18 protein-coding genes are annotated in these 17,295 nt (G+C 39.4%); 11 read left to right on the top strand and 7 right to left on the bottom strand.

What is annotated here, in order from left to right:
* Position 1: 1 nt before the first annotated feature.
* Positions 2-2,470 (top strand): TonB-dependent receptor plug domain-containing protein, encoded by a 2,469-nt coding sequence (locus Q4597_RS17325; protein WP_408065844.1) that lies wholly within the window; start codon positions 2-4, stop codon positions 2,468-2,470.
* A gap of 11 nt (positions 2,471-2,481) precedes the next feature.
* Positions 2,482-3,135: a hypothetical protein gene (locus Q4597_RS17330; protein WP_215441694.1), complete on the top strand. Its 654-nt coding sequence runs from the start codon at positions 2,482-2,484 to the stop codon at positions 3,133-3,135.
* A gap of 27 nt (positions 3,136-3,162) precedes the next feature.
* On the opposite strand, the gene Q4597_RS17335 is transcribed toward Q4597_RS17330, so the two are convergent.
* Positions 3,163-4,311 carry a cysteine desulfurase family protein gene (locus Q4597_RS17335; protein ID WP_303407375.1) on the bottom strand — a complete coding sequence of 383 codons (1,149 nt, stop codon included), beginning with the start codon at positions 4,309-4,311 and terminating at the stop codon, positions 3,163-3,165.
* Positions 4,312-4,413: 102 nt separating this feature from the next.
* On the opposite strand from Q4597_RS17335, the gene Q4597_RS17340 reads away from it, so the two are divergent.
* Complete coding sequence (locus tag Q4597_RS17340; RefSeq protein ID WP_303407376.1) at positions 4,414-5,427, top strand: hypothetical protein; 1,014 nt, start codon at positions 4,414-4,416, stop codon at positions 5,425-5,427.
* Here Q4597_RS17340 and Q4597_RS17345 read toward each other — a convergent pair.
* Complete coding sequence (locus Q4597_RS17345) at positions 5,424-5,969, bottom strand: Smr/MutS family protein (protein WP_289042114.1); 546 nt, start codon at positions 5,967-5,969, stop codon at positions 5,424-5,426. The genes Q4597_RS17340 and Q4597_RS17345 overlap by 4 nt on opposite strands.
* A gap of 62 nt (positions 5,970-6,031) precedes the next feature.
* On the opposite strand from Q4597_RS17345, the gene Q4597_RS17350 reads away from it, so the two are divergent.
* The 3 genes from Q4597_RS17350 to Q4597_RS17360 are packed head-to-tail and all read left to right on the top strand — an operon-like array spanning position 6,032 to position 6,989.
* On the top strand, positions 6,032-6,343 hold the full coding sequence (locus tag Q4597_RS17350) for a DUF2752 domain-containing protein (protein ID WP_215441702.1): 312 nt from the start codon (positions 6,032-6,034) through the stop codon (positions 6,341-6,343).
* A gap of 3 nt (positions 6,344-6,346) precedes the next feature.
* Positions 6,347-6,676, top strand: coding sequence for a CCC motif membrane protein (locus Q4597_RS17355; RefSeq protein ID WP_215441704.1), 330 nt, complete (start codon positions 6,347-6,349; stop codon positions 6,674-6,676).
* 4 nt (positions 6,677-6,680) lie between these two features.
* Positions 6,681-6,989: a CCC motif membrane protein gene (locus tag Q4597_RS17360; protein ID WP_215441706.1), complete on the top strand. Its 309-nt coding sequence runs from the start codon at positions 6,681-6,683 to the stop codon at positions 6,987-6,989.
* A gap of 71 nt (positions 6,990-7,060) precedes the next feature.
* Here Q4597_RS17360 and rocD read toward each other — a convergent pair whose 3' ends face one another.
* Positions 7,061-8,305 carry an ornithine--oxo-acid transaminase gene (rocD, locus tag Q4597_RS17365; RefSeq protein ID WP_303407377.1) on the bottom strand — a complete coding sequence of 415 codons (1,245 nt, stop codon included), beginning with the start codon at positions 8,303-8,305 and terminating at the stop codon, positions 7,061-7,063.
* Between the two features lie 338 nt (positions 8,306-8,643).
* On the opposite strand from rocD, the gene rlmD reads away from it, so the two are divergent.
* The 3 genes from rlmD to Q4597_RS17380 are packed head-to-tail and all read left to right on the top strand — an operon-like array spanning position 8,644 to position 11,354.
* Positions 8,644-10,053, top strand: coding sequence for a 23S rRNA (uracil(1939)-C(5))-methyltransferase RlmD (rlmD, locus tag Q4597_RS17370; RefSeq protein ID WP_215441710.1), 1,410 nt, complete (start codon positions 8,644-8,646; stop codon positions 10,051-10,053).
* 4 nt (positions 10,054-10,057) lie between these two features.
* Positions 10,058-10,546: a DUF6452 family protein gene (locus Q4597_RS17375; RefSeq protein ID WP_215441712.1), complete on the top strand. Its 489-nt coding sequence runs from the start codon at positions 10,058-10,060 to the stop codon at positions 10,544-10,546.
* Entirely contained in the window at positions 10,527-11,354 is an 828-nt protein-coding gene (locus Q4597_RS17380) for a DUF6048 family protein (protein WP_215914821.1), read from the top strand. The genes Q4597_RS17375 and Q4597_RS17380 overlap by 20 nt, the downstream gene beginning before the upstream one ends.
* A 28-nt stretch (positions 11,355-11,382) precedes the next feature.
* Here Q4597_RS17380 and Q4597_RS17385 read toward each other — a convergent pair whose 3' ends face one another.
* Positions 11,383-12,552, bottom strand: a complete 1,170-nt coding sequence (locus Q4597_RS17385) for a class I SAM-dependent RNA methyltransferase (RefSeq protein ID WP_303407378.1) — start codon at positions 12,550-12,552, stop codon at positions 11,383-11,385.
* Positions 12,553-12,756: 204 nt separating this feature from the next.
* Between Q4597_RS17385 and Q4597_RS17390 the strand changes: the two genes are divergently transcribed.
* Together Q4597_RS17390 and Q4597_RS17395 are read left to right on the top strand one after the other, a co-directional pair.
* Positions 12,757-13,428, top strand: a complete 672-nt coding sequence (locus Q4597_RS17390) for a ZIP family metal transporter (protein WP_215441718.1) — start codon at positions 12,757-12,759, stop codon at positions 13,426-13,428.
* Position 13,429: 1 nt separating this feature from the next.
* Positions 13,430-13,858 carry a DUF4268 domain-containing protein gene (locus Q4597_RS17395; protein ID WP_215441720.1) on the top strand — a complete coding sequence of 143 codons (429 nt, stop codon included), beginning with the start codon at positions 13,430-13,432 and terminating at the stop codon, positions 13,856-13,858.
* Between the two features lie 2 nt (positions 13,859-13,860).
* Here Q4597_RS17395 and uxuA read toward each other — a convergent pair whose 3' ends face one another.
* From uxuA to Q4597_RS17410, 3 genes are read right to left on the bottom strand one after another with little or no spacing between them, the layout of a single operon-like run.
* The gene (gene uxuA, locus Q4597_RS17400) at positions 13,861-15,060 is read right to left on the bottom strand and encodes a mannonate dehydratase (protein ID WP_303407379.1); all 1,200 of its coding nucleotides are present in this window, start codon (positions 15,058-15,060) and stop codon (positions 13,861-13,863) included.
* Between the two features lies 1 nt (position 15,061).
* Entirely contained in the window at positions 15,062-15,880 is an 819-nt protein-coding gene (locus Q4597_RS17405; protein WP_303407380.1) for an SDR family oxidoreductase, read from the bottom strand.
* Positions 15,881-15,882: 2 nt separating this feature from the next.
* On the bottom strand, positions 15,883-17,262 hold the full coding sequence (locus tag Q4597_RS17410; protein ID WP_303407381.1) for a putative oxidoreductase C-terminal domain-containing protein: 1,380 nt from the start codon (positions 17,260-17,262) through the stop codon (positions 15,883-15,885).
* Between the last annotated feature and the right edge of the window lie 33 nt (positions 17,263-17,295).

The following is a 17,295-nucleotide window of genomic DNA, read 5'->3' on the forward strand; positions in this document are numbered from 1 at the left end:
TTTGAAGTGCTCTAAACTTGTTATTCTTTTTTTGATATTCGGTTTTACACTTTATACGAGTGCACAGACCGCTACACTTACCGGCCTTGTTATGAACAGTGCCAACGAGCCTTTAAAAGAAGTAAACATTACCTCTGGTACAATTGGCACCTCTTCCGATACAAATGGATTTTACACCCTTCAGGTTCCCGCAGATAGGGTTATAACCGTTACCTTTTCTCATTTAGGCCATAAAAACGCCGTGCTAGAAAACTTGGTTCTGAACACAAACGAAATTTTTGAGTTCAATCCGGTTTTAAGTACAGATGCCATTCAAATTGCTGGAGTTACCGTTAGCCCCACAGGAAAAAAAATAGTGGAAGGCATTACTACCGTCAGCCCTGAAATTGTTAGGAATATACCCGGTGCCAATGCAGGTGTAGAGAATATTTTAAAATTGCTGCCAGGTGTTTCCTCTAGCAATGAGCTCAGTACACAATATAATGTTAGAGGCGGCAATTATGATGAAAACTTGGTATATGTGAACGAGATTGAAGTCTATCGTCCTTTTTTGGTTCGATCCGCACAACAAGAAGGAATGAGCTTTGTAAATAGTGATATGGTACAGAATGTGCGTTTTTCTTCGGGAGGGTTCCAGGCCAAATATGGAGATAAACTTTCCTCTGTTTTGGACATCACCTATAAAAAGCCTTCGGAAACCGGTGTACAGTTAGACCTTAGTTTTTTAGGAGCAAGTGCATCTATAGAAACTGTTTCCAAAACCAAAAAGCTAAGCACTATTAGCGGTATTCGTTATAGAAACAATAGCTTATTGGTCAATAGCCAAGAAACCAACACCAATTTCAACCCAACCTTTGCAGATGCCCAAACCTATGCAAGCTACAAGTTCTCCAAAAAGTTTCATTTGGACTTTTTGGGAACTATTTCCATAAACGATTACCAGAACGAACCTCTAAACAGGCAAACTAATTTTGGGACAATAACCGAACCAAAAACTTTGATAGTCTATTATCAAGGTGAAGAAAACAATCGCTACAATACCGTCTTAGGAGCGCTAAAAGGTAATTATTACCTGAATGACAATACGGTCTTGAAGCTCATTGCATCCCTTTACCACACTACTGAAGAAGAATATTCAGATGTAATTGCCCAATACACCCTTGGGAATATAGACAATGACCTTTCCGGAAACTCATTAGGTAACGCGACTAACTTACGCGGAATAGGTACCCAATTTAACCGCGCCAGAAATGAATTGGATGCCCTAATTTTCAATCTCTCCCACAAGGGAAGCCACACCAAAGAAAACAAAGTATTGGAATGGGGCGCAAAATATACACACGAAGACATTCGCGACCAATTACGCGAGTCGGAATTTATTGATTCCGTTGGTTTTTTTGTTCGGCCACCCTTAACTGAATTCAGCAATAATCAGCCCGAAGAACCTTTTGATTCTCCTCTTGCTGCCTATGACGGAGTAAACGCAAGAAATTTTGTAAAGACCGATAGATTTTCAGGTTACATACAATTCAGCAACCGCATGAACTTGGGAGTACATGATTTTTATTACAATCTTGGGCTACGTGCCCATTATTGGGCCATTAACGACAAGAAAAACAAATCGGTATCACAGGCGGTTATAAGCCCTCGCGGACAACTTTCCTTTAAACCCAATTGGAAAAGCGATATGGTTTTTCGTCTTTCCGGCGGCCTCTACCACCAACCTCCGTTCTATAGGGAATTAAGAGACCAAAACGGAACGACAAACCCCAATGTAAAGGCTCAAGAATCCATTCATTTTGTTTTTGGAAACGAATACTCATTTAACCTCTGGGAACGCCCATTTACCTTGATGAGCGAAGTCTACTATAAAAGATTGAACCATGTAAACACCTACACTTTAGAGGATGTACGTATACGCTACGTAGCCAATAACAATGCCAAAGCCTATGCACAGGGGCTTGATTTAAGGCTGAACGGAGCATTCGTGCCGGGTACTGAATCTTGGGTAAGTGTTGGATATCTAAAGACCGAAGAAAATAGCAACAACCGTGGGTACATTGCCAGACCTTCTGACCAAAGGTTAAAATTTGGTGTTCTTTTTCAAGATTACATACCTGAATTCCCCAATTTTAAAATGTATCTGAACCTAGTTTATAATACGGGAGTACCCGGCGGTTCCCCAAATTATGCCGATCCATATAATTACAATAACAGATTACCTGATTATAAACGGGCGGATTTAGGAATTTCGCATATTTTTGTTGGCGGAAACAGAACCTATCCCAAAAACCACTGGCTTCACAGATTTAAAGAGCTAAGTGCAGGATTTGAGATATTTAATCTGTTCAACAATCAAAATTCAATAACAAATACGTGGGTGAGGGATGTTGATAGCAAGCAACAATTTGCCGTTCCCAATTTCATGACAAGCCGTGTGTTCAACCTTAGGCTACGCATGCGCTTATAGAAAACTAACTAATGAAGAAGATTTTTTTTGCCGCACTCTTACTAACATCCGTTTTAGCTAACGCACAGAAGAATATTTACGAAAGTGATAAATTTGATGCCCTGAGCGATTCGCACGAAGTGTTGGCAATTATTCCTTTTTTGGCTAATCTTGAACTTAAGGACGATATTTCAAAAGAAGAATTGAACGATCTTGAACAAAAAGAAGGCTATGCGGTGCAAAACGCCCTTGAAACCTATTTTTCAAAAAGGAAAAAGAAGAAGAAATTTTCGGTAGATTTTCAAGATGTAAAAAATACCAACGCCATATTGGCCCAGAATAAAATTGACTACAATAATATTGATGTCTACACGACCAAACAGTTGAGTGAAATTCTGGGAGTAGATGGTATTATAAGTGGAAACATGGATTTAAACGTACTTCTGTCCAAAGGCATACCTACCGAGTTCAGCTTTATGGATTACTTTTCCGGCGATGCCAATTATGGGAGAATAGGTGTAAAAATAAGTGATGGTACCAGTGGAAAACTTCTTTGGAAATACGAAAAGAAAATCAATAAAAAGTCGGGAAAGAACACAACAGACCTTATTGACCGCATGATGAAACTGGCGGCACGTAAGTTTCCTTACGACCGCGAAAAACGAAAAGACAGGAAACAAAAGTAAAACTGAAAACTCCCCTTAAAGGGAGTTTTATTTTTCTACAAACTCCTTTAATGCCTGAATGGTGTATTCCAACTCCTCTTTGGTGTTATACTTTGAAAAAGAAAACCGCACCGAAGGTTTTTTAAGATCCTCCTCCGATAAAATTTCCGTTAGAACATGGGATCCCAAATCGCTACCGGATTGGCATGCGCTTCCTTTGGAACAAGCTATTCCTTTAATATCCAAATGAAACAAGAGCATTAACGCTTTTTGCGGATCAATGGGCAAACAAACGTTCACCAATGTAAACGTGCTTTTATCCATAGTGCCAGAATGCCCGTTGAACTTGGCTCCGGGAATTTCCTTTTTCATCCTATCAATAAAATAAGACTTTAGCTCGCTAACATAAGCTGTCTCTTCTTCTAAATTATCATAGGCTTCCGTAAAGGCCATTTCCAATCCAACAATATTATGGAAAGATTCCGTTCCGGCTCTAAAACCACGTTCCTGAGACCCACCGGATATGAATGGTTTTAATCCTGAATTTCTTTTTATATAAGCAAAACCTATTCCCTTTGGACCATGAAATTTATGCGCTGCCGCAGTTAGAAAATCAGCAGGTACTTCTTTAACGTCCCAAGCATAATGCCCAATAGACTGTACCGTATCCGAGTGAAAAAGGGCCCCATGGGCATGACATAACGTACAGACCTTTGCAATATCGATCTTATTACCTATTTCGTTATTAACATGCATTAAACTCACCAACTTTTTGGAATTGTCCTGTGTTAACAACTTTTCCAAATGAGAAAGTTCAGGGTTCCCGTAAGCGTCCAAATAAACATACGCCACATTTACACCCTTTTCATTTGCCAAATCCTCAACTGTATGGAGAACGGCATGATGTTCAATTTTAGAAGTAATGATAGTCTCCACCCCTAGATCGCGTACGGCACAACGCAAAATCATATTATCTGCCTCAGTACCACCGGAAGTAAAAATAATCTCTGCCGGATGGGCGTTCATATATTTAGCTATGGTTTTTCTAGCACTCTCAACAGCAGTTTTTGCAGAACGTCCAAAACTATGCGCAGATGATGGGTTACCGTAAAAATTAGCAAGTGCCTCCTGCATCTTTACAATAACATTATCACGTACTTGCGTAGTGGCCGCATTATCCAAATAAACCTTTTCCATTACCAAAAAATTCAATTAAGAGCCTCCAAAATTAGCGGAATTAAAGTTAATTTCTCCCTAATTCAGAATAAACTTGTCCTTTATTTCCTTTAAATTTGACACATGAAAAAAATGCTACTTTTAGGTCTATTGGCCATTTTATCTGCTTGCGACGATGGTGACCTACAAATTGAACGTGTGGATTTTGACTCCGTTGCTCTTTCCTCTTGCGGCGATGAAGACGACCCTCTGGACACTACTTTTTTCTTTAAGATTGATGGAGACGAAGCATTTTTGTTAGAATTGGAAAGCGGACTATTGCTTAACGAAAGCTCTACGGAAGGTACGCTAACCAGTACCATAGGAGGTTCTTCTAGTTTGGTTTACCGCCTTTTTTCCGATGACGTTTCGTCCGATTATTTTTGCTCTACCATTCCTGTATTGGAACCTACGGTAATTAGTGAAAATACGGCAACCGCAGGAAATATAGCCGTAAACACTAAAGTAACCGCCGTTTCTAAAGATGTAAAAACCTATTCGCACACTATTCTCATAAATGGCTTGGCCTTGACCAATGACCAAAATGAAAGTATTACGGATGCCTCTACATTAACCTATGGTACTTTTAAGACCTCCACACCTACCAGTTTTAAACTTGAGGTTCCTTTTTCCAACTATGAGTCTATAACTGATTTTTCAGAATGTGAAAGTGCTATTGTAGACGGTAGTCTTAGATTGTACAAAATTATAAATGATGAATTTGTTTCTCTTGATATTCCTTTATCGGCTTTAGCAAATGAAGTCACTATGGTAGACGAACCTAGGACCTCTACATTGGAAAATGGTGAATTTAACTATACGGTACTGGATACTATCGTAGCCGATGAAATGGTCTGTACTTCCTCTCCCCTTTCGGAAGAAATGATTAGTCATAATTTTGTTTCCTCGGGAGGAACCATAAATGTTGAAACAGTAGCCGGGGAACCTGATGGTGCGGGAGCAATTACTTATACGCACACAATTTCCTTAGATGCCACCGTACTTGTATTAAAAGGGAATGGTGATGATGTTGCCGATGTAACACTTACAGCTCTTGACAACTTTGTTCTAGGAACCTATACTACCGTGGGGAACTAGCTATTTTGGTATATGTAGATTTCAGTGGCGCCAAGGCCGTATTTCTGATAATCCGCATCATAATATTTTACATTATCATAGCGTCTAAAAAGGTAATAAAGCTCTTCTTTGAGCACGCCCTCGCCAACCCCATGAATAAACACTACTTTTTGAATGCGCTTGCGCATGGCAAATTCCAGTTGACGTCTTGCCGTGTCTAATTGTAAATTGAGCATTTCATGATTGCTCATACCCTTGCTAGACCTTGTTAATTGATGAATATGAAGGTCCACTTCCATTTTTGGCGCGTTGCGCTCCTTTGGCTTTAAACCTTGGGACTTTCTTTTCTTTGGAAGTTCCTTTTGCGCCTTTACTTGGTTGATTTCGAAATTGCTAACACGTATATCTCCAGTATCTACCTTAACTAGTTCATTGGCCTCAAAATCAAGCTCAAATCCGTCATTGGTCTCTATAGTTATACTTCCGCCGGAAACCTTTGTAACCTTGCCCGAGATAACATCATCTATGGTCTCTACCTTGTCCCCTATTTGAAAAACGGCCATAATTTATTTTGTATCCACAAAAATAATGGTAATTTTCCTGATAGAATTGCTAAACGGTAAAAATGCAGTTAGCCACGTTTCTTTTGGTTCTTGAAGACTTTATGCTACCATGCTTAAACAAAAAGCTTTTTGGTATTGATTGTCCAGGTTGTGGGCTTCAGCGTTCTATTGTTCTTTTCTTTAAAGGAGATTTTGGTGCTGCCTTTGATATGTATCCGGCAATTTTCACTCTTATACCACTTGTATTGTTTTCAATTGCAAGCCAATTTACCACGTTTCGTTATGACACGTATATAAAAATGGCCCTCGGAATACTGAGCGGTACTATTATATTAGTTAACTATATTCTAAAAATGACTCACCTAACCCACTAAAAAATGGAACAACACAAACTACCCAACGCCACGCTAATTCTTGTATTTGGAATCCTTTCAATAGTTACTTGCTGTTGTTACGGTATTCTTGGTCTTATATTTGGTATAGTAGCATTGGTCTTGGCCAAAAAAGCAACTGCCGTATATTTAGAAAACCCTGAAAACTACACGGATTACGGAAATGTAAAAACCGGAAAAATACTTGCTATTATAGGTATAGTGCTAAGTGTTCTTTATTTATTGATGACTATTGGTATGATTGCTTTCTTTGGATTTGATGAAATGCAAGACCCAGAAATGATGCGTGAAAAAATGGAAGAACTTTTAGGATAAAACTATGCAACAACCCTTACCGGGAGCGAGTAACGCCCTGACCTTTGGAATTCTTTCAATTGTATTGACCCTGCTTTGTTGTGGCCCCTTTGGTGCTATTTTCAGCTTCATTGGTTTATCGCACGCTAAAACTGCGCAACGCACTTTTGACCAAAGTAATGGCGAATATACAGGTATTGAAAATGTTAAAACGGGAAAAACGCTATCCTATGTAGGCTTGGCCCTAGCAGCCGTTTACTTGCTGATCAGCATCATTTATTTTGGAGCTATAGCCGCTATACTTATTTCCGCAGCTTCTGGAGGTGATTTTTAAAACTGAAATACTATTCTAAACAAAAAAGCCTGAAACTAAGTTTCAGGCTTTTTTTTATTGTTATCTCAAGATTATCTTTCAAACTGTTTCAATGTAGTTTTAATAATCTGAACACAATCTAGTAACTGCTCTTTGTTCATTACCAATGGGGGTGCAAAACGAATAATATTACCATGAGTAGGTTTTGCCAAAAGTCCGTTTTCCTTGAGGGCCATACAAATGTCCCAAGCGGTAGAACTTTCTTCCGTATCATTAATAAGTATAGCGTTCAGGAGACCTTTACCCCTAACCCCGTTAACTATGTTGCACCCTTTAATGAACTCACTAAGTTCTGCTCTGAACAAAACACCCAATTCTTCGGCGTTTTTAGCCAACTCTTCATCTTTCACTACTTCCAAGGCAGCCATAGCTACGGCGGCAGCAATAGGATTACCTCCAAAAGTACTTCCGTGATTCCCCGGTTTAATAACGTTCATGATATTATTATTGGCCAAAACTGCGGATACAGGGTATGCCCCGCCAGAAAGTGCCTTTCCTAAAATAAGGATGTCCGGTTTTACGTTTTCATGATCCACGGCCAACATCTTACCTGTTCTGGCAATACCGGTCTGTACCTCATCTGCTATAAACAGAACATTATGCTTCTCACAAAGCGCCTTTGCTTCACGTAAATATCCTTCGGAAGGAACATAAACCCCGGCCTCACCTTGAATTGGTTCAACAAGGAAACCTGCAACATTGTTGTTTTGCTCTAAAGCATCTGCCAATGCTTTAAGATTATTGTATTCAATCTTAATGAAACCTGCCGTGTACGGTCCAAAATTCTTACGGGCCACAGGGTCGTTAGAAAAAGAAATAATAGTAGTGGTCCTACCATGAAAATTGTTTTCGCAAACAATAATCTGTGCTTCGTTTTCATTCAGGCCTTTTTTCTCATATGCCCATTTACGACAAAGTTTTAAAGCAGTTTCAACTGCTTCGGCCCCAGTGTTCATAGGTAACAACTTGTCAAACTGAAATGTATCGGTCGCATATTTTTCATACTTACCTAACATATCATTATAAAATGCCCTTGAGGTAAGTGTTAAGGTCTGTGCCTGATCGGTCATGGCCTTAACAATTTTGGGGTGACAATGCCCCTGGTTTACTGCGGAGTAGGCCGAAAGAAAATCGTAATACTTTTTTCCTTCAACATCCCAAACATGTACGCCTTCACCCCTGTTAAGTACAACAGGCAATGGGTGATAGTTGTGTGCTCCGTGCTTTTCTTCCAATGCAATAGCATTTTCAGATGTGATTTTTTCTAAAACTGACATGATAAAATTACTTTAAAATAAAACTTCAGTAATTCCTTCTATACCTTTATCCTTTCGAAGATTCGAAAATTCAGCGTGGGAGAGAAATCATCCTTGTAGAATTGCAAATCTATAAAATTTAGTTATCAGTTCTAAAAGAACCTGCCAAAAAGCGACCAAATGTTTATTTAACAAGACTTTAGGGAAGGCATAAATTTTATGGTTTCAGAATTAAAATAACCTTTATTATTGTTTTTCTGTACAGATCTACAAGTATAAAATTCATATTTAACTATTTTTAATAAGCCCTATCGTAAAGAGAGTTATAATAAATGCCATGGGATGCTTACTTTTGCCGCATGCGAAGAAAGAACAGGCGACAGGTATTCGAGAACATAGAGGTTGTAGATGCCGGTGCAAAAGGAAAAACAATTGGTAAAGCTCCTGATGGGAGGGTCATATTTTTGACCAATACCGTACCTGGTGATGTAGTTGATGTACAGACTACTAAAAAAAGAAAGGCTTATTTTGAAGGTGTTGCAACGGCTTTTCACAGCTATTCAGATAAGCGTACAGAACCACAATGCCAACACTTTGGCGTTTGTGGAGGTTGCAAGTGGCAAGATATGGGGTATGAGCACCAACTCTATTACAAGCAAAAGGAAGTTGAGAATAACCTGAAACGAATTGGACATCTTGAACTGCCGGAAACCACTCCTATTCTAGGTTCTGAGGAACAATATTTTTACCGTAACAAAATGGAGTTCTCTTTTTCGGATAGCCGCTGGCTAACCTTGGAAGAAATTCAATCTAACGAAGATATTGCGGATAAAAATGCCTTGGGTTTTCACATTCCGGGAATGTGGGACAAAATATTGGACATAAAAAAATGTCATCTTCAGCAAGATCCATCCAATGCTATTAGGCTAGAAACCCGTGATTTTGCAATTAAAAACGGACTCACATTTTTTAATCCGCGAAATCAGCATGGCCAATTGCGCACCCTTATGATACGAACAGCATCTACGGGCGAACTTATGGTTATGATACAGTTTTACGAAGATGACAAGGCTAAACGAGAGCTGCTTTTAAATCACCTAAAAGAGACATTTCCTGAGATTACTTCGCTTTTATACGTAATTAATCAAAAGCAGAACGATACTATTTACGATCAAGAAATTGTTTGCTTCTCCGGTCGCGACCATATTTTTGAAGAAATGGAAGGGTTGAAATTTAAAATCAACGCAAAATCATTTTACCAGACCAATTCGGCACAAGCGTACGAATTGTACAAACTTACCCGTGAGTTTGCAGATTTACGAGGAAACGAACTCGTATACGACCTCTATACCGGTACTGGAACCATTGCTCAGTTTGTTTCCAAAAAAGCAAAGAAAGTAGTAGGTATAGAATCCGTTCCGGAAGCAATTGCAGATGCCAAGGCCAATGCCCTGCGAAACGAAATTAGCAATGTAGACTTTTTTGTGGGCGATATGAAAAACGTCTTCAACCAAGAGTTCATAGAGGCCAATGGTACTCCGGATGTTATTATTACGGACCCTCCAAGGGATGGTATGCACAAAGATGTGGTACAACAAATCTTGAACATTGCACCTGAAAAAGTGGTTTATGTGAGTTGTAACAGCGCCACACAGGCCCGAGATTTGGCCCTGATGAAAGAGATGTACCAAGTTGTAAAAGTTCAACCGGTGGATATGTTCCCCCAAACCCATCATGTTGAAAATATTGTACTTTTGAAAAAGCTATAGCTTTATGAACAAACTCAAAATACTTTTTATAATCGCCTTGGGAATTCTCTCCTTCTCTGCCTGCGAAAAAGATGATATTTGTACGGATGCGGATACACCCCAATTGGTCATTCGCTTTTATGATGCGCTCAACCCAACAGAGTTTAAAGATGTTCAAAACCTAATTGTTTGGGGCATTTTAGATAACCAAGGTAAAGACACCATAGACAATATAGCACTAGATAGTATTGTTCTGCCCTTGCGTGTGGATGCCAGCAGCACTACGTTCGCCATGTCCAGACAGTTGAGTATTGATGATGTAAATGTGGATACATTAACCTTTAGCTATGACGTAAAAGAAATCTACGAGTCCAGAGCTTGTGGTTACATTGCCAATTTTGAGAACTTAGAGGTAACCGTACAACAAGACGATTCCGTTTGGGTCCAAACCATAGATGTTGATAATGCACTTATTGAAAACACAGCTTCCGCCCATGTTAAGATATTTCACTAGTCTCTTTTTTCTCTTGATTATTGCTACGGGATTTTCCCAAAGCGAACCTATAGACCTGAACAAAAAAGATACCACCGTTTATAAGCAACGTTATGGCCTTAGAGTTGGTGTTGATTTAAGCAGACTTGTGGTCTCCTTTTTTGAGGACAATTACACAGGGTTGGAACTAGTGGGAGATTATAGGCTTACCCAAAACCTATATTTGGCCGCCGAACTGGGCAACGAGAAAAAAACTATTGGCACACCCTTAGGTCCTGATGTTGACATAGAAAGTGGGGATTTATATACCTTTACAACGTCTGGCAGTTACATTAAAGCGGGTATAGATTATAATACGTACGGCAATTGGTACGGTGAACAAAACATGATATATATTGGTGGCCGTTTTGCGTTTAGCACGTTTAGCCAAGAACTGGACGCTTATAAGATTTTTGATACCAACCGCTATTGGCACCCTGAGGATTTTGCTGCAGCAACCGACGCCCTTGGTAAATACGAAGGCCGAAATAAATCCTGGTTGGAATTTGTTGCAGGGGTTAAGGCCGAAGTTTTAAGAAATCTCTATTTTGGTGCTAGTGCCCGCTTAGGCATTTTAATAACCAATAAACGCCCTGAAAACGAGCTTGACGACCTATTTATTCCTGGCTTTAACAAAGTTACCGATGGCAGTCGTTTTGGTGTAGGTTACAATTTTTCCCTCAGTTATCTCATTCCGCTTTACAAAAAGAAAAACGAGCCTAAAAAAGAAGAACCCCAACCCCAGCCCGAACCAAAACCTAACGGAAAAGACAGGCCTAAAAAGCAATAAGCAAATAACTTTAAAATAGAGTTGACAACTACTCTTTGTCTTTATTCATGTACTTAGCTTTTTTACTGCCTTCGTACATTACATACTTTACCAAGCGAGATTCCAAATGACTGTTGAATACCTTTATTTTTCGTGAAGGTCTCAAGCCTACATACTTAAGTGCCTCCATATTGGAAGTAATAAACCAAGCATCCGTACCTGGGTACTTTTGCTTTAAGGTATCGCCAATGGATGCATAAAAATCCTCCATATCCAAATTCAATCGTTCTCCATAAGGCGGGTTAAAAACCATGTGTAGCTTGCCATCGGTGAACTTTTCGGTATCAAAAAAGTTCTTTCGTTCAATGGATATATATTCGGAGAGGTTAGCATTCTCAACATTGTCAGTTGCCTTGCGAACCGCAGAAGGGGCTTTGTCATACCCTACTATTTTATGATGGAATTCACGAACCTTGTTAAGACTTACATCTACAATCTTATCAAACAAATCTTGGTCGAAATCATGCCATTTTTCAAAAGCAAATTCCTTTCTATTGATATTTACCGGAATGTTACAAGCAATCATGGCCGCTTCGGTAAGCATGGTGCCACTACCACACATGGGGTCAAGAAAATCGCACTGCCCGTCCCATCCGCTCATAAGCAAAAGGCCAGCCGCCAATACCTCATTGATCGGTGCTATATTGGTAGCCGTACGATAGCCCCTTTGGTGCAAGGACCTGCCTGAACTATCTAAGGACACATTACAATGGTCATTATGAATATGTATATTGATGCGAACATCCGGAAACTTTACATCTACACTAGGCCGGCTTCCATCCATATCCCTAAACTTATCTACAATGGCATCCTTAACTTTTTGGGACACATAAAGCGAATGTGTAAAATTATCCGAGTTTACCGTAGAATCTATAGCAAAGGTGGTATCTACCGAAAGGTAATCCGCCCAATCCATGGCATATATCTTTTTATATAGGTCATTTTCACTACGAACCGAAAAAGAATGAATAGGCTTAATGATCTTTATAGCTGTACGCAAACACAGATTGGCCTTGTACATAAAGCCGGTATCACCTTCAAAAGCAACATTTCTTACCCCTTCTACTACATTGCCGCCACCTAGGTTACGGATTTCCTTGGCCAAAATCTCTTCAAAACCAAAGAGGGTCTTGGCGACCATTTTAAAATTTTTACTCATGTCTTATTCTAAAGTTGCCGCAAAAATACAGTATTTTAGCCGGAGAAATACGAACCCGCCCATTGCTTTCTTAAATGCCGTATGTCCTTTCAATACCGGAAGGATAAAATTGCTTTTCTGAAACATTGGAAAAATAGGGTTCATAGCTGTAATTACCGCTAGAATTCAAGACTAAGAGCCTCTATATAAACGATTTTTCCGTTAATGAATTACGCTTTACCCATTTTTGCCGTTCTGTTGAGCTTTGCTTTTGTTTATGTTGTGAAACCTGATAACAAGAGCCACTTTAAATTACTCTTGGCCTTTAGTGGCGCTTTTCTTTTGGCTCTTACTTTATTTGAGCTTTTTCCCTCTGTGTACGAACATGGCAACGCAAAAAATGTAGGCTTGTTCGTAATGCTTGGAATTTTGCTTCAAATTATTCTGGAGTTCTTTTCTAAAGGAGCGGAACATGGACACGTTCACCTGGACAAAGAAAAGAAACTTTTCCCTTGGTTACTTTTTGGAAGTCTCTGTCTTCACTCTTTTCTGGAAGGCTTTCCCATACACCACCACAACACCATTATTTACGGTATCTTAATTCACAAGGTGCCCATAGCCATAATTTTAAGCATTTTTCTATTAAATTCTAAAATCCCGATTACCAAGGCATTTTTGTTCATTACCATTTTTTCTTTAATGACACCTTTAGGGAGTTATATTGCGAACCATACGGATTATGCAGACACTTACTTTGCGTCAATTAATGCATTGGTCATAGGTGTGTTCCTTCATATTTCTACGGTTATACTCTTTGAAAGTTCCGAGGGGCATACCTTTAACCTCCGCAAGATAATCGCCATTATTTTTGGTATTGCAATCGCATATTTTTTATAGGATGTTCAGCAAAGCGGAATCAAAAAAATTACGGGAAGACTTCTGGATCGCTTTTGGAAAATCGTATCCTAGAAAGTGGATACTGTACAACACCAAAGTGAAAGGTCTGGTCTTTAAATTTCATTTTGACCTTAAAAAGGCGATGGTTTCCATTGATATAGAGACCGATGACCTTGAAAGACGCATTACCCTTTGGGAGAAATTCCAATCTCTACAATCTCTTCTACAGTCGGAAGAATACCTTCCGGAAGCGGTCTTTGATGAAGCCTTTTTTCTTTCCAACGGAAAAGAAATTTCAAGAATATACGTGACCCTAGAAAACGTTTCTATCCACAATAAAAATACTTGGCAAGAAACTATGATTTTCCTTAGTCAACAGATGGCCCAAGTAGAACTGTTCTTTGAAGATTTTAGGGAGGTTTTAGAGTAGCATCAAACCAATTTCATCTGATGCCGAATTCCTTTCTCAAGCCCTGTTAACTGCGCCATACCCAAAGCCCTACCAATTAATGAATACCCAGGATAGAAATCGCTCTGTCGTTTTTTATCATCAAGCAAAACATGGCCGTGATCAGGCCGTAAAGGAATGGCTACATCTGTTCTTCCGGACTGTTTTCGTCTTAGCTGTTCTTTTATAAAGGCTTCCATTACATCATCCATTGCCACGGAACCATTAAGGTGTTCGGCCTCATAAAACTCACCTGAAGCACTTAATTGTACATTCCTTAAGTGGATAAAATGAATACGGTCTCCAAAGTCCTCTATAATTTTCACCAAATCATTATTGGGAGAAGCTCCCAATGAACCGGAACAAAAGGTAAAACCGTTATGTTTTGAAGGGTAACAATCACGAATAAATGTCAAATCCTCGTAGGTTGAAGTGATTCTTGGAATACCAAAAACCGAGAAAGGCGGGTCATCTGGATGAATGGCCATATGAATACCCAGCTTTTCAGCCTCTGGCAATATAGCTTTAAGAAAATACGCCAAATTTTCTTGAAGTTCCCTCTTTGATATCCGGCTTACCATCGCTAAGTTTTCCTTAAAAACGGACATCTCAATTGACTCCTTACTTCCCGGTATACCGGCAAGAATGGCCTTCTCCAATGTGTTCTTTTCTTGGGCGGACAAATTGCTAAAATAGGCTTCCGCCTTAGTTACCACTCGCTCTTCATATACCTCAGAGGCATGCTCCCTTTTCAGTATAAAGAGGTCAAAAGCAGCTATGGCGATAGGGTCATAAAGTAAACTGGATGTTCCGTTAGGTAACTGGTAATCTAGATTTGTACGCGTCCAATCTATAAGGGGCATAAAATTATAGCAAATTGTATAAATGTTATGCTGGGCAAGATGCTTAAGCGTTTGGATATAATTGCTAATATACATATCCCTTTCGGGAAGCCCGTATTTAATGGCATTATGAATGTTTACGCTCTCAACTACGGACCATTCCATACCATGCCGTTCGATTTGATTCTTCACATTGGCAATGACCTCTACGGGCCACACCTCACCCGTAGGTATGCTGTGGCAAGCTGTAACAATACCTTGAGCCCCTAGCTGTGCAATATCGGCCAGGGTTACTCCAAAATTAGGCCCAAACCAACGGTAGGTCTTCTTTAAATACTCCATGCTAGACTCCCGTAAAAGAATTAAAACCACCATCTACATCGTAAACGGTTCCGGTTACGAACGAAGATGCTTCGCTTAAAAGGTAATGCACCATTCCATTGAGCTCAGAGGCATCGCCAAAACGGTTCATTGGAGTTTTTGCCAATATTTTTTTGCTGCGATCCGTATAGGAACCATCCTCGTTAATCAAAATTTTTCTGTTCTGATTCCCTATAAAAAATCCCGGAGCTATAGCATTTACGCGAATTTTATCACTGAATTTTGTCGCCAGTTCTTCGGCCATCCATTTGGTAAATATATCAATACCCGCTTTGGCCATGGAATAGCCCAACACCCTAGTTATAGACTGCTTTGATGCCATAGATGAAATATTGATTATAGAACCACTGCCCTGCTCAGCCATTAATTGGCTCATTACAATTGTGGGGAGTACACTACCAAAAAGGTTAAGATTTACCACTTCTTTGGTATCTTTCAGAGAAATATCAAAAACGGTTTGATCAGGGCGAAGTGTTGCTCCCGGCAGATTACCCCCGGCCAAATTAATCAGACCATCAATTGCACCATGGGATTCCTTAATTTTCTCCCTTAGAGCAATCAATTCCTCTTCTTCCATTACATCTACTACATAAGAAATAGCGCTATTACGGGAAATACGATTTAGTGCATTTCTTTTACTATCCAGTTTATCTGCCGATCTACCCAGAAGTATTACACCAGCACCATTCTTAACCAAGTACTCAGCAATGGAACCTCCTAAAACTCCGGTTCCTCCAGATAAGGCAATGGTTTTGTTCTTTAAATCAAAAAGGTCGTTCATATCTAGTTTTTCTTGGCCATTTCATAGGCTTTGGTAGTCGTGTAGTATTTACTGATCATATTGGGCACTTCCCATTCAGGCAGTTTCCCGGCCTTCAAATACTTCAAATAATTTTCGGTTACCTGGCCAAAATGAGCCTCATGTCCAATTTTAAAGGTGTCAGGAATATTAATTTTATAGCTCCCATCTTGCATTTTCCCCATTGTGGTACCTTTAAACTGCTTTGCTATATTATCGGAAATAGCTTTGTTCAACACCTCTTCAAATCCATCTTTTTGATGTGGCACAATGTACAGGACAGGTTTATACTCCTCTTCTTTTCCTTGTTTGATAACAAGATTACTTTTGGTACCTCGCATGATACTATAATGAGTATCGCCTGTGCCTTCAGGCGCTTCATAATTCCATATTACGGATACCTTGGCGTGCTTTCCATTTATTTTATAGACCATTTCGCCATTACAGAAAACATGTAGCTTATCGTCTTTTATATCCTTTTCCAAATAATCTGGATATCCCTCTAGACGGGTAACCTTCTGAAATTCGTCTGTTGTAAGTACAGTAGGCCAACGTTTGGCCTTTACCATTTCTATATTATTGGTATCTATTACTTGATCGGGAAAAGCCTCCCATTGCACCAAATCTACCAAGTGAGTGGTTACATCTACTATACCTTCGCCTTCTTCGTTTACATCAAAAAACCAGGCCGGACGCACTAACGGTTGACCGGAAACATATTTAAAAAAGTGATGCACACTCTCTTTACTAATTGCAGGTTCATCTGGCGTACCGTTCACTAATTCCCCAAAAACATCGGGCAACGTTGAAAAGGTTTTTTGCATTAAGGTTGTAGACTCAAAACGTTCGGTCATAATATCATAAATCAATACCCCGTTCTTTTCCGCAATATTAAAAGCCAGTTGTAATTTTTTAAACCCCTCCGGATTTATAACCAAAGGCTTGTCTGCATAAACGTTCAATCCAGCCTTTACCGCCTCAAGAACATAATCTATTTTTTTACTGTTCTTACCCGCTACGATCATAACGTTACCGGGTTTATCGGCAATCATTTTTTCTAAATAATCATCGCCTAAATATTTTTCTACCTTCCAGGCCGTAGGAGCCTCTTCCCTAGAATTATACGAGTTTATTTTGTTCAAAAAATCCTGTACTTCCGGACCTTTCGGGGCAAAAAGATAAATAGTGGAGTCTACTTGGGGATACATTTTTTTCTGAACCAATGCCGCATGAAAGTGCCCTGGATCCAGCGTCATCATTTTTACTTTATCAGGAGACTCCTCTTTGACCATTTTATCATCTGTTTTTTTCTCACCACAAGCAATGCAGAGCAGCAAAACTAAAAATGTAATCTTATTTTTCATGTATAGGTTGTTGGTCTTAGCCTTTTACCAAAT

Source organism: Zobellia sp. 1_MG-2023 (assembly GCF_030549125.1).
GTDB lineage: Bacteria > Bacteroidota > Bacteroidia > Flavobacteriales > Flavobacteriaceae > Zobellia > Zobellia russellii.

Excerpts from the sequence above, each read along its gene's own strand:
- Q4597_RS17345 (WP_289042114.1), bottom strand. The coding sequence starts at position 5,969 with ATGGCCGTTTTTCAAATAGGGGACAAGGTAGAGACCATAGATGATGTT.
- Q4597_RS17405 (WP_303407380.1), bottom strand. The coding sequence starts at position 15,880 with ATGAACGACCTTTTTGATTTAAAGAACAAAACCATTGCCTTATCTGGA.
- Q4597_RS17390 (WP_215441718.1), top strand. The coding sequence starts at position 12,757 with ATGAATTACGCTTTACCCATTTTTGCCGTTCTGTTGAGCTTTGCTTTT.
- Q4597_RS17335 (WP_303407375.1), bottom strand. The coding sequence starts at position 4,311 with ATGGAAAAGGTTTATTTGGATAATGCGGCCACTACGCAAGTACGTGAT.
- uxuA (WP_303407379.1), bottom strand. The coding sequence starts at position 15,060 with ATGGAGTATTTAAAGAAGACCTACCGTTGGTTTGGGCCTAATTTTGGA.
- Q4597_RS17375 (WP_215441712.1), top strand. The coding sequence starts at position 10,058 with ATGAACAAACTCAAAATACTTTTTATAATCGCCTTGGGAATTCTCTCC.
- Q4597_RS17380 (WP_215914821.1), top strand. The coding sequence starts at position 10,527 with ATGTTAAGATATTTCACTAGTCTCTTTTTTCTCTTGATTATTGCTACG.
- rocD (WP_303407377.1), bottom strand. The coding sequence starts at position 8,305 with ATGTCAGTTTTAGAAAAAATCACATCTGAAAATGCTATTGCATTGGAA.
- rlmD (WP_215441710.1), top strand. The coding sequence starts at position 8,644 with ATGCGAAGAAAGAACAGGCGACAGGTATTCGAGAACATAGAGGTTGTA.
- Q4597_RS17330 (WP_215441694.1), top strand. The coding sequence starts at position 2,482 with ATGAAGAAGATTTTTTTTGCCGCACTCTTACTAACATCCGTTTTAGCT.
- Q4597_RS17360 (WP_215441706.1), top strand. The coding sequence starts at position 6,681 with ATGCAACAACCCTTACCGGGAGCGAGTAACGCCCTGACCTTTGGAATT.
- Q4597_RS17350 (WP_215441702.1), top strand. The coding sequence starts at position 6,032 with ATGCAGTTAGCCACGTTTCTTTTGGTTCTTGAAGACTTTATGCTACCA.
- Q4597_RS17410 (WP_303407381.1), bottom strand. The coding sequence starts at position 17,262 with ATGAAAAATAAGATTACATTTTTAGTTTTGCTGCTCTGCATTGCTTGT.
- Q4597_RS17395 (WP_215441720.1), top strand. The coding sequence starts at position 13,430 with ATGTTCAGCAAAGCGGAATCAAAAAAATTACGGGAAGACTTCTGGATC.
- Q4597_RS17340 (WP_303407376.1), top strand. The coding sequence starts at position 4,414 with ATGAAAAAAATGCTACTTTTAGGTCTATTGGCCATTTTATCTGCTTGC.
- Q4597_RS17355 (WP_215441704.1), top strand. The coding sequence starts at position 6,347 with ATGGAACAACACAAACTACCCAACGCCACGCTAATTCTTGTATTTGGA.
- Q4597_RS17385 (WP_303407378.1), bottom strand. The coding sequence starts at position 12,552 with ATGAGTAAAAATTTTAAAATGGTCGCCAAGACCCTCTTTGGTTTTGAA.